Consider the following 8,300-nt stretch of genomic DNA (forward strand, 5'->3'; position numbering starts at 1 on the left):
ATATGTACCCGAACACACCAACAGAAACAGAAAAACTCGCAGCGCAAATGCAAAAAGACTCAGCAACAGCGCATCAACGGCTTATTAAAGAGTATATCGACAATCACGACACATCTAAAATGGCGGAAGGTGTCAGGTATTACGAGAATGAGAATGACATCACCAAGCGTGTACAATATGCCGTTGTAGACGATGTAAAGATTGTTGACAATGAAAAAACAAACAACAAAATCCCTCACGGGTGGCATAAGCTTCTCGTAGATCAGAAAGCAGCTTACCTTGTCGGTCAGCCAATCAACTTCTCAGCCGATGATGAAAAGCTAACCGAGTTTATCAACGAATACCTTGGCGAGAAGTGGGATGACACAGCGAATGAGTTAGTCGTTGCAGCGTCGAACAAGGGGAAAGAGTGGTTACACCCTTTCATTGATGAAGATGGCGAGTTTGATTTCATGCAGATCCCTGCCGAACAATGTATTCCTGTTTATGCGGATAAACGGAATAGAAAACTCGCTTACATGATCCGGTATTATCCTCATGTATTGGTTGACGAAGAAACAATCCGTGTAGAGTTATCGGATGACAAACAAGTTTGGTTCTATGTAAAATCAAATGGTGAATACATTCCTGATCCGTCAGTAGAGGAAAATCCGCAATCACACTTCTATTACGGCGCAGGAAAGAATATGAAAGGTTATGGTTGGGGCAGAGTACCTTTCATTAAGTTTCGCAACAACGAGCAGGAGAAAGGCGATTTAGCGTATTACAAGCAGTCGATTGACTCGTTTGATAAACGTGTATCCGACAATCAGAATACGCTTGATGAAATCCAGGAGCTTATCACTATTCTAAAGGGCTATGATGGTACTGATTTAGGTGAGTTCCAAAGAAATCTAAGATACTACAAAACAATCAAAGTCGATTCAGAAGGCGGAGTGGACACACTTAAACAGGAAATGCCTATTGCTTCGATTGACAGCCATTTAGACAGGCTGAGAGAGTCGATATTCACATTTGGCTTTGGGGTAGATGTTGGCACGGATAAGTTTGGGAATAGCCCATCGGGGATTGCACTTGAATTTTTGTATTCACTCCTCGATCTGAAAGCAAGCACGCTAGAGCGTAAATTCAGACCAGCATTACAAGAGTTGATGTGGTTTCTTTGCGAATATCTGAGTATATCAGGCAAAGGTGAATTCGACTACAAAGAGGTTGATTTCACGTTCAAGCGCACTATGATGGTGAATGAGCTTGAAATTGCTGACATTGCTCAAAAGAGCGCGGGGATTATCTCTAAGAAAACCATCCTTGCGAATCACCCTTGGGTGGATGACTTGCAACAGGAAATGAAAAGGATTGAGGAAGAAAAAGAGGCATACGTTGACCTTGAAACTCCAATCAAACAGAATAAGGTGAACAACAATGAGCCTGGAAAACAATCTTAAACAATTCGATGCCCAAGCCGAAAAATTAGCTGAACTAACCGAAAAAGAACTGATTAAGTCTTATTCTCTTGCCTTGAAAGAAGTCAGGGCTTACATGGCCGAGGTTTATTATGAATATGGTACGGCTGATGGCCTATCATACGTTGAGATGCAGAAATATAACCGTATGATGACTATCGAAGAAGAGATGAAGAAGCGGTTAATGGAGCTAACCGGAAAGAACGCTAAAACACTCGAACAAGGCTTGAAAGATATTTATGAGTTATCCTATTACTCAACTGGTTATGCGCTTGATACGGCTTCCTACAGCGAAATAGGGGGCATTGGTTATATGCCTGTCAGTAATGATACAGTGATAGCATCCGTACAAAATCCAATCAGCGGTTTGACCCTTACTGAACGACTGGAAAAGAATAGGGTAAATCTGATATACTCAGTGAAGCAGGAATTAACACAAGGTTTAATACTCGGTGAGTCGTATCAAAAGATGGCGAAACGCTTGAAAGAAACATTCGAGGGTGATGCTGCCAAGGCGATTCGAGTAGCACAAACTGAAAGTCACCGTGTAAAGAATGCAGGGCGCTATGATTCCATGAAACTAGCCCAAGCAAAGGGCATAAGATTAAAAAAGAAATGGGTATCTACTCTTGATAAAAAAACTCGCCGAAACCACCAGGAACTTGATGGAAAAACAGTCAACATTGACGAACCATTCAAGAACAACGGAGCAGAAGCAATGTATCCAGGAAGCTTTGTAGGGCACAATTCGGCAGGGCAAAATATTCATTGCCGATGCACCTATATAAGCGTTATTGATGGTTATGAGCCAACTGTGAGGGCATCAAGGGGCGAGGATGGCAAGACGAAGGTAATCAAGTACACCACTTATGAAGAGTGGAAAAAATCCAATATTGAGGGATGATGACTACGAAAATTTATACAGTAACGCATGTGTATTATGATGAAACTGGTTTAGAAATCGCAACCCATGATGAGCAAAAGGCTATAGAAACATTCAAAAAAGATGAAGATAGTGTATTGAATATTTGGGAAAACGATAAACGTGTTTTATCGGTATACCGAGATGGAAATGAACTTCATCCTGACTTTCACGAGGATAAAACAGCAGAAAAATTAAATCAATTTCATAAGATTAAAACAATATTTGATTTAGAGGGGTGATGCGTATTTCTAAGAATAAAAGTAGTCCATTTGTCATTGACTTAAAGGATGTTGGGTTACCGAGACAAGTTTTACTTCTTATTAAGCGTGTCTATAATGACCCAAATACAAATCGACACACAAAGGATTTAATTCGTTTTGAATTGCAAAAGTTATTAGGACGAGAATTTGATATTAAAGGATTTTTAAATAATCAAGATTAAGGCATCCATTCGGGTGTCTTTTTTCGTGGGGTGAAATGATGATACCGAGCAAAGTGAATGTGGCTGGTGTGGAATATAAAGTGGTTGAAGTTGAAAATGTCATTATTGATGGCAGTGTTAATTACGCTGGTTCCTGTAGTTATAGTGCTAGCAAAATCGAAATATTAAATAGTTTATCAGAAACTAAAAAAGAGCAAACACTTGTCCATGAAATGCTACACGCTTGTTTTAACGAAGCTGGATTCAATGAACAGGACGAAGACGTGGTAAATCGAGTGAGTATTGTGCTATATCAAGTTTTGAAGGATAACAAACTGTACTTTGGTGGCCCGAAAATCGTTATTGACGGTATGGAATAAGTTTTTTCGGCTTGCTGAATGTCGTTAAAAGTGAGGAGTGGGAAGATGATAGCAACGATTGACGGTTTAATGGTAAATGGTACACCGGAAGAAATTCATAGGTTCAGAGAATTGAATGTTAAATCCAAGACATCGACAGACATGTTTTTCAAATGTGGAGCAGTAACTACTACAGTAGATATCAACGAAATTGCAAAGAAGTTAGACCATAAGTTGAAAATAGAAGCAAGAAGAGGGGCGACGATATGAAAGTCGTTACCATTTACAATAAGGAAACACATGAGCTTATCGCTTCAGTTGCGGATAACAAAGCTATAGTCAAGGATGGATATGAAGTCATGATAACAGAGGAAACAGAATAGCAACGGTTTAAACAAGGCGCTTTAAAAAGTGCTTTTTCGTGTCTTTTTAAAGGTTAGACACCATAAAGAAACGCATTCCTTAGCGTGGAGGGTTACACGCCAAAAAAACTAATAAGGATGGAGAATATAAATGGATTTAAAAGAATTATTAGGTGAAGACCTATACAATCAAGTCATCGAGAAAGCAGGAGATAAGAAGCTTGCGGTCGTGAATGATGGGAATTGGTTGCCGAAAGAGAAATTCAACGAGAAAAACGAAGAAGTCAAGGATCTCAAAGCCGAATTAAAGCAGCGTGACGAACAAATAGGTCAGCTGAAAACATCAGTTAAAGGCAATGAGGAACTCGAAGCGAAAATTGCAGGTCTGCAAAAAACCAATGACGATTGGGAAGTGAAATACAAGGAAACACAACTGAATACAGCTATCAAACTGGCAGCAAAGGGCGCGAAGGATGCAAACGATGTGCTTGCGTTCATCAAAAAGGATGGACTGGAGCTGCAAGATGATGGAGCGGTGAAAGGCTTGGACGATGCGCTTAAAGCGTTGAAAGAATCCAAGTCTTATTTGTTTGAAGAACCAGGACTGAAGGGCAGAATGCCAAACAATGACCCAACGCCACCAGCAAACCAAACCAATCTTCAAACAGAGTACGAAAAAGCGGTAAGCACTGGGAATATGCCGTTAGCAATATCAATCAAAAATAGAATCTTCCAAGGGGAAGAATAGGAGGAATAATATATGCCAGCAAATGTAAATGGAACAGGAACAACTTGGAACTTGCCAAACTACGCAGGAGAACTTTTCACAGCTTCACAAGTCAATACACCATTCTTAACTATGATCGGTGGTCTATCTGGTGGTGGTAAACAAACTGCCAACTTCGAATTTCCGACTTATTCTGATTACGATTTACCAACAGCAGCACAGCCAGCTATCACCGAAACAGCATCATTAACTGCGCCAACTGCAGAGGAAATTGTCCGCGGTCAAGCAACTAACGTAACACAGATTTTCCAAGAAACGATTTCTATCTCTTATGCGAAACAGTCCAATGGCGGCCGTCTATCAGGATTAAACACACAAGGGCAGCAAAATAATGCACCATCAGAGAAGGATTTCCAAATCGCGCGTAAATTAGAAAAAATTGCGCGTGATGTTAACTTTACTTTCCTTAATGGTGTGTATCAGGTTGCTACAGCGGCAAACGTAGCAAATAAAACACGCGGTATTTTTGCTCTTGCTGCGACTATTAACACATTAGCGGCTGCAGGAGCTGCGTTAGATAAAGCGAAAGTAGATGCTTTATTGCTCCAAATGTTTAATAACGGTGCTAAATTCCAAAACATGGTACTGTTCACAAACGGATTCCAAAAACAAAAGCTGTCTCAAGTTTACGGTTATGCTCCACAAGATCGTAATGTCGGCGGAGTCAATATCAAACAAATCGAAACAGATTTCGGGAACATCGGGATTGTGCTTGACCGTATGGTTCCAGCATCTTCAATCGGCTTGTTCGAAATGAGCGAAATTTCCCCAGTATTCCAACCTGTACCAGGTAAAGGTAATTTCTTCTATGAAGAGTTAGGAAAAAAAGGAGCTGCAGAAGAAGGACAAATCTTCGGCCAAATTGGTTTGGCACATGGTCATGCTTCACTACACGGTTCTATCACAGGACTAGCAACATCTTAAAGAAAAGGTAGGGGTTTTCCTCTACCTTTTTTATTTGAGGAGGGAATAGAATGGGTAAATTGCAGGACGATGTTCGTATTGATAAGACCTTAAAAGAAGTCATTCAAATGCCAACACAAGCAGATAGTGCAGCTGCGGATGTAGCAACATTGAAAACAGATTTTAATGCATTATTATTAAAACTTAAAAATGCTGGATTAATGAAATAGGAGGAATGAAACATGAAATTTAAAGGCGCTGGTTTAGTTTGGAATCCTGAAACTAATACTCTATTAGGGAAGTTTGAAGATGGTGTATTGGAAACAAAAGATAAGAAGGAACAAAAATTGCTGAAAAAATTAGGGTTTGAAGTGTGCGAGGGAGAAGAAAAAGAAGTAGAAGAGGAAATAGAAGGGGGAGAAGGAGAGGGAAAATAAACTCTCTCTTTTTTCATGAAAGAGGGTGTGAAAGATGTCAATAACGACACTCCAAAAAGCAAAAAACGTCCTAGGGATAAGCGGGACAAATAAAGACGAGCGTATAACCGAATTAATACTGTTGGTCGAGGATTGGATCAAAGGATACTGCAACAATGATTATGTTGATGGTTATCCAACTGGATATGAATTGATCGCAACCAAGATGATTGAATACAACCTCAACCAAAAGGCTGGAGTAAGCGCTGAAAGCCTTTCTCGCTACTCTGCTACGTTTAGTGAGGATTATCCTAAATCAATCACCAAAGGCTTAAGGCGGCGGTTAACATGGTGACAATCCAGCGTGTGACGACCGTATCGAATGGATTTGGCGGTTATATCGAAACGTGGACGAATCATATTGAAAATTACGGTACAGCACTCGATCAGTTAAGCGGCAATGAGTTTGTGAAAGCAGACAAAACCTTCCCAGGCTCAACCCATATTCTAATTGGTGACATTGCTGACATTACCGAGAATGACCGGGTACTCCTCAACAATGAGCAATACGACATAAAGAACGTGGACAATCCGATGAACATGGACCGTCACTTGGAAATTCTACTCGAATACAAGGGGGCGGTTACATGATTAAGCATAAGTCGAACCTTCAAAGTGTGTTGAGAGCCTTGGATGATGCAGAAGAAAGGGCGTTGACCGGAGTAGGGGAGTTTGTCAGGAGTGAAGCTCAGGCGCGGTCTCCTGTAAAAACAGGGGAGTTGAGGGATTCTAACGATTATAAAGTTGTATCGGAAGAACAAAAGGTGCTTATCGGCAACAGCACGGACTATGGCTTATGGGTGCATGAAGGTAGTTCTCGTCAGCGTTCTCAACCTTGGCTAAGAAGTTCTGTTATGGAAAACGTTTCTCGGATTAAGAATCTGATCGGCGAGTTGATGCGCCTATGATGAATCTACTAAAATATCTTTTCACGTTGCTTTCTCAAGCGCAGAAGCCTGTCTATTTCGAGCAAGCGCCAGAGAAAGACAGTATTACACTCGCACCACCTAAATTCCCTTATATCGTCTTTAAATTGCCTGACAGTCTGAATGTAGAAAATGATAGGCAAGATTACTCCTTAATCATTGACATATGGGATAACAGGACAGATACAACAGCCTTAGAAAACCTCACAAGCCAAGTTGATAAACTGCTTTACAGGCTCAGGGTGACGGATATGAACCAATTCCTCATGTTCGAACGTGAAAACCGACTTATGATACCAGATGAAGATACAAGTATTAAGCGCAGGCAACTACAATATACAGTCAAACAATATGAAAGGTAGTGAAATACATGGCAATAGAACAAGTAAAAACAATTGGCTATAACGCAAGTGTGCCGGACCACCTCCTATTGGATGCCGGAGCGATTTATAAAAATGTCACGTATGCTGAAGCAACTGGCATATTCTCGGGTGAAGCGCTGGGAGCAACACAGGGCGGCAACGAGTTTTCCTACTCGCAAGAAATCCGTCCAATCCCAATTGATGGAGTAAAAGGCCGCGTTAAAGGATTGCAAGTCGTTGACAGCGAAGAAGCGGTCTTGACTGTCAATCTATTGGAACAAACAGCAGCCAATCTTAAACTGGCGATCGCAGGTTCAACGCTTACATCGGATACGAATTATGATGTGATTACCCCAAAGGGAAAAATTGAGGCAACAGACTACCTCGATAATATCGCTTATGTCGGACGTGTGTCAGGTAGTTCTAAACCTGTTGTAATTATCCTCGAAAACGCTCTATCTATCGAAGGGCTTAACCTTAAACCAGAGGATAAGAAAGAAGCAGTATTGCCAATCAAATTTGCAGCTCATATCGGACCTGATGAAGCAACTACAGGTGTATTGCCAGTGAAAATCTATTTCCCGAAAGCGACGGTGTGATGAATGGATAAAGAGATTCGAGTGATTTCCACTGTAAAGATCAAAGGAAAGGAATATCAGGTTAGGGGATTGAATTTCGATGATACTGAAATCATTTCTATGATCTTGGATAAAACAGATTTTGATCTTGCTAAATATGAAACAGAAGCCAAAGAATTAGTGAAAGCATCTAAGAAGAATAAGGAAAAGTTAGAGAGCTTAGGTACAGCTGTTTTTTTAAAGGTTATCACTGATTTAACGAAAAAATATTATAAGGTCCATAAAGAATTCACCGAGCTGATAGCATCATTAATCGGGGTTAAACCGGAAAACGTAAAGACAATGCCTATTTCAACTCCATTAGTGGTGCTGAAAGAACTGGCGAAAGACGAGGATTCACTTGATTTTTTCTCCTTTCTAAAACAGTAGACCACTACGAAACACTCGACTTCCTTTTAAAGCGGTATAAGGGCATGGATATTGTGTATCGTTTGAAGCCTAAGAAGCTTTTAAAGCTATTAAGCAAGGCTAGAGAAAAGGAATTAGAGGAAACAGTGTGGGAATACTGGCTCACCTTAGATACAGAAGCGCAGAAAAAACAGCCATTTAACGTGTATCTTAGGGAGTTAAAGAAAGCAGCAAGTGATCCGAAAACTTCAGTTGGGCTAACAGAGGAAGAAATCTTGCAAGATGCAGAAAACATATTAAAAAGCATGGGGCGCACTTAGTGCGCTTTTT

At 40.5% G+C, this 8,300-nt stretch carries 17 protein-coding genes; all 17 read left to right on the plus strand.

What is annotated here, in order from left to right; all coding sequences use genetic code 11:
• The first annotated feature begins 2 nt into the window (after window positions 1-2).
• The 17 genes from D1970_RS08890 to D1970_RS08970 all read left to right on the plus strand — a co-directional run bounded on the left by D1970_RS08890 (window position 3) and on the right by D1970_RS08970 (window position 8,290).
• Window positions 3-1,445, plus strand: a complete 1,443-nt coding sequence (locus tag D1970_RS08890) for a phage portal protein (protein WP_119112512.1) — start codon at window positions 3-5, stop codon at window positions 1,443-1,445.
• Window positions 1,423-2,367, plus strand: a complete 945-nt coding sequence (locus tag D1970_RS08895) for a phage head morphogenesis protein (protein WP_119112513.1) — start codon at window positions 1,423-1,425, stop codon at window positions 2,365-2,367. The genes D1970_RS08890 and D1970_RS08895 overlap by 23 nt, the downstream gene beginning before the upstream one ends.
• A complete protein-coding gene (locus D1970_RS08900; RefSeq protein WP_142921009.1) occupies window positions 2,364-2,627 on the plus strand; it encodes a hypothetical protein in 264 nt (87 codons plus the stop codon). The genes D1970_RS08895 and D1970_RS08900 overlap by 4 nt, the downstream gene beginning before the upstream one ends.
• Entirely contained in the window at window positions 2,627-2,830 is a 204-nt protein-coding gene (locus D1970_RS08905) for a hypothetical protein (RefSeq protein WP_119112515.1), read from the plus strand. The genes D1970_RS08900 and D1970_RS08905 overlap by 1 nt, the downstream gene beginning before the upstream one ends.
• A gap of 35 nt (window positions 2,831-2,865) precedes the next feature.
• Entirely contained in the window at window positions 2,866-3,189 is a 324-nt protein-coding gene (locus D1970_RS08910; protein ID WP_119112516.1) for a hypothetical protein, read from the plus strand.
• Between the two features lie 45 nt (window positions 3,190-3,234).
• Window positions 3,235-3,438, plus strand: a complete 204-nt coding sequence (locus tag D1970_RS08915) for a hypothetical protein (protein ID WP_119112517.1) — start codon at window positions 3,235-3,237, stop codon at window positions 3,436-3,438.
• A 243-nt stretch (window positions 3,439-3,681) separates the two neighbouring features.
• Window positions 3,682-4,278, plus strand: coding sequence for a phage scaffolding protein (locus D1970_RS08920; protein WP_119112518.1), 597 nt, complete (start codon window positions 3,682-3,684; stop codon window positions 4,276-4,278).
• 12 nt (window positions 4,279-4,290) lie between these two features.
• On the plus strand, window positions 4,291-5,241 hold the full coding sequence (locus D1970_RS08925; RefSeq protein ID WP_119112519.1) for an SU10 major capsid protein: 951 nt from the start codon (window positions 4,291-4,293) through the stop codon (window positions 5,239-5,241).
• Window positions 5,242-5,291: 50 nt separating this feature from the next.
• Window positions 5,292-5,450 carry a head fiber protein gene (locus D1970_RS08930; protein WP_119112520.1) on the plus strand — a complete coding sequence of 53 codons (159 nt, stop codon included), beginning with the start codon at window positions 5,292-5,294 and terminating at the stop codon, window positions 5,448-5,450.
• 12 nt (window positions 5,451-5,462) lie between these two features.
• On the plus strand, window positions 5,463-5,657 hold the full coding sequence (locus D1970_RS08935) for a hypothetical protein (protein ID WP_119112521.1): 195 nt from the start codon (window positions 5,463-5,465) through the stop codon (window positions 5,655-5,657).
• A gap of 34 nt (window positions 5,658-5,691) precedes the next feature.
• On the plus strand, window positions 5,692-5,991 hold the full coding sequence (locus D1970_RS08940; protein ID WP_119112522.1) for a phage head-tail connector protein: 300 nt from the start codon (window positions 5,692-5,694) through the stop codon (window positions 5,989-5,991).
• Window positions 5,985-6,287, plus strand: coding sequence for a phage head closure protein (locus D1970_RS08945; RefSeq protein ID WP_119112523.1), 303 nt, complete (start codon window positions 5,985-5,987; stop codon window positions 6,285-6,287). The genes D1970_RS08940 and D1970_RS08945 overlap by 7 nt, the downstream gene beginning before the upstream one ends.
• Window positions 6,284-6,604, plus strand: a complete 321-nt coding sequence (locus D1970_RS08950) for an HK97-gp10 family putative phage morphogenesis protein (RefSeq protein ID WP_119112524.1) — start codon at window positions 6,284-6,286, stop codon at window positions 6,602-6,604. The genes D1970_RS08945 and D1970_RS08950 overlap by 4 nt, the downstream gene beginning before the upstream one ends.
• Window positions 6,601-6,984, plus strand: a complete 384-nt coding sequence (locus D1970_RS08955) for a hypothetical protein (RefSeq protein ID WP_119112525.1) — start codon at window positions 6,601-6,603, stop codon at window positions 6,982-6,984. The genes D1970_RS08950 and D1970_RS08955 overlap by 4 nt, the downstream gene beginning before the upstream one ends.
• An 8-nt stretch (window positions 6,985-6,992) precedes the next feature.
• Entirely contained in the window at window positions 6,993-7,583 is a 591-nt protein-coding gene (locus D1970_RS08960) for a hypothetical protein (protein ID WP_119112526.1), read from the plus strand.
• A 3-nt stretch (window positions 7,584-7,586) separates the two neighbouring features.
• Complete coding sequence (locus tag D1970_RS08965; RefSeq protein ID WP_119112527.1) at window positions 7,587-7,991, plus strand: hypothetical protein; 405 nt, start codon at window positions 7,587-7,589, stop codon at window positions 7,989-7,991.
• Between the two features lie 44 nt (window positions 7,992-8,035).
• Window positions 8,036-8,290, plus strand: a complete 255-nt coding sequence (locus tag D1970_RS08970; RefSeq protein ID WP_119112528.1) for a hypothetical protein — start codon at window positions 8,036-8,038, stop codon at window positions 8,288-8,290.
• Window positions 8,291-8,300 lie beyond the last annotated feature (10 nt).

Source organism: Mesobacillus zeae, from assembly GCF_003570705.1.
In the GTDB taxonomy this organism is placed as follows: domain Bacteria; phylum Bacillota; class Bacilli; order Bacillales; family Cytobacillaceae; genus Mesobacillus_C; species Mesobacillus_C zeae.